The sequence below is a fragment of the Nonomuraea sp. NPDC001684 genome (genome assembly GCF_053596515.1).
Genome location: NZ_JBSFGJ010000776.1, coordinates 1 through 2,455 on the forward strand (window position 1 = coordinate 1; position 2,455 = coordinate 2,455).

Annotated in this window: 2 protein-coding genes and 1 pseudogene; all 3 read right to left on the minus strand. The window is 73.1% G+C overall.

What is annotated here, in order from left to right:
* Positions 1 to 475: pseudogene (locus ACWCSD_RS51515) on the minus strand (hypothetical protein); the annotation flags it as partial.
* Positions 462 to 974 carry a SigE family RNA polymerase sigma factor gene (locus ACWCSD_RS51520; RefSeq protein WP_358010973.1) on the minus strand — a complete coding sequence of 171 codons (513 nt, stop codon included), beginning with the start codon at positions 972 to 974 and terminating at the stop codon, positions 462 to 464. The pseudogene ACWCSD_RS51515 and the gene ACWCSD_RS51520, both read right to left, overlap by 14 nt.
* Positions 975 to 1,252: 278 nt before the next feature.
* Positions 1,253 to 2,455 (minus strand): Orn/Lys/Arg family decarboxylase (locus ACWCSD_RS51525; RefSeq protein ID WP_449927043.1); only part of this gene is annotated, 1,203 nt, incomplete at its 5' end.

The window sequence follows — 2,455 nt, forward strand, 5'->3', positions numbered from 1 at the left end:
CGAGCTCCTGGACGGCCCCCTCCTCGTACATGTAGATCTGCACCCGGTAGGAGCCCGGGTCGTCGCCCTCGTAGATGTAGGCGGTCGTGTACTTGTCGCCGAAGTCCACCGACCAGCCGGACCACTTCAGCCGCTCGGGCAGGTATCCCACCTTGACGTGCCCGAACTTCATCCCGTCGCCCAGGTCGCCGAGGCTTGGCGGCTCCGACGGCTGGGGCGGGGTGTCGTCGATGGCGGGCGGCTCCGGCGTCACGGAGATCGTCACCTGGCCGCCCGTCGCGGTCGTCGTGCTCGCGCCCAGGTACGCCACGGGCGCGGCCACGACCGCCACGGACGCCGACAACGCCGCGATCCGGCCCCTCACCCGCCTGCGCCGGGACCCGCGCACCACCCGTTCCACCAGGTCGGGCGCGGCGTGCAGCCGGGCGGTCTCCTCCGTCATGAGCCGGCGGAGCTCCTCCTCAAGCGTGGGCATTCCTGATCACTCCTTCCACTGTCTCCCGTCCGAGGGCCGAACGGAGTTTGGCCGTCGCCTTCGACGCCTGGCTCTTGACCGTGCCGACCGAGCAACCGAGCACCTCGGCGGTCTGCGCCTCGCTGAGGTCCTCCCAGTACCGCAGGACGATCACCGCCCGCTGCCGGGGCGGCAGGGCGCGCAGCGCGTCCATGAGCACCTGGCGCAGGTCGGTGTCCGTCGCCCGGTCCGGAGTGTCCGGCGGGCTGTGCATCGGGATGATCCTGAGGATCGCCCGGCGGCGGGCCCGGCTGATGGCGGCGTTGACGATGACGCGGCGCACGTACGGCTCGGGGCTGTCGTGGCGGACCCGGTCCCAGTTCCGATAGGTGCGCTCCAGCGCGGTCTGCAGCAGGTCCTCCGCCTCCGCCTCGTCACCGCAGGCGAGGTAGGCGACCCGTAGCAGGCTCGTGGCGCGTGCGGCCACGAATGCGCCGAAGTCGTGTTCCGTGGCGCTCACGGCTGTCTGTCCGATTTCACGCTTCCTTATACGCCTGGGCGCCGGCGGCGGTTGCCCGCGAGAGCGGGGGAAGGCGGCGGGCAACCCTTCGGAGCGAGTCGGTCGACGGGAAGACCGTGCGGCTGTCCACCGAGCCGGCCAAGGCCACGTGGGGACCGTGCGGCAGCCCGTCCCCCTGGCCGAGGTCGGCCGGACCGACGCCCGGCCCGCCGTGCCGGCCCTGCCCTGAACCGGCCCGCCGCGCCGGCCCTGCTCTGACGGCCCTTCGGGGGCGGCCGTCAGGCGCGGAGGACCTCCACCCAGTAGCGGCCCTCGCCGTCGCGGTGGGCGCCGTGGATGTCGGTGGCCAGGTCGGGGAAGGTCCGGTCGAAGTCCTCCAGGGCGCGCAGGTAGTGCATCAGCGGGCCGTCGGCCGCGCCGGTCGCCTCGCCCGGCATCAGCATGGGGATCCCGGGCGGGGTGACCACCACGGTCGCCGCCACCACCCGCCCGGCCAGCCGGGCCAGCGGGACCCGCTCGGTACGGGAGCGGATCATGGCCTGGTAGACGTCGGCGGGCGTGGAGACCGGCTCGGGCAGCGCGGTGAAGACCTGGTCGAGCAGCGCGCCCACGCCCGAGTCGCGCAGCTTGGCGTGCACCTCGCCGCAGAACGCCCGCAACGACACGCCGGACGGCCCGAACCCGGGCAGCACGTCCGCCAGCGCCCTGTCGTCGTCGTAGGCGTTCTTGAAGTCGGTGAGCGCGTCGATCAGCGTGCCCCACTTGCCCTTGGTGATGCCCATCGAGAACAGCACCAGCAAGGTGTGGTCGCCGGTCTTCTCCACCACGATGCCGCGCCGCTGCAGGTAGGCGGCCACGACCTTGGCCGGGATGCCCCACTCCAGCGTGCCCTCGGCCGCGTCCGCGCCGGGGCAGGTGATCGTCACCTTGACCGGGTCGAGCAGGGCGTAGTCGTCGCGCATGCCGTCGAAGCCGTGCCAGGCGGCGCCGGGCTCCAGCACCCAGCAGCGCGGCTCCGAGCTCAGCAGCGCCGGGTCGGCGTCGGCGAAGGGCACGGCCCGGCCGGTGTGCGGGTCGAGCACCGAGGGCGGCTGCCAGAGGCCGAAGAACCAGCCGGGCCGCCGGCCGTCCTCGCGGATGCGGGCGGCCAGCCGGGTCATCGCCTGCCGGAACCGGACCGCCTCGACGATCGCCTCGCCGGTCAGGAACGACCCGGAGGGGCCGTCCATCATCGCCGCGGCCACGTCGAGGGAGGCGATCATCGGGTACAGCGGCGAGGTCGAGGCGTGCATCAGGTACGTCTCGTTGAACGCGTCGAAGTCGACCGGCGCCCGCGGCGCGGGCCGGACGTGCAACATCGCCGCCTGCGACAACGCGGCCAGCAACTTGTGCGTGGACTGCGTGGCGAACACGGTGGGACGCCCCGGGCCGGGCAGCGTGCGCTCGTCGACCGACATCGAAGGATCACGCGATGGCCGTGT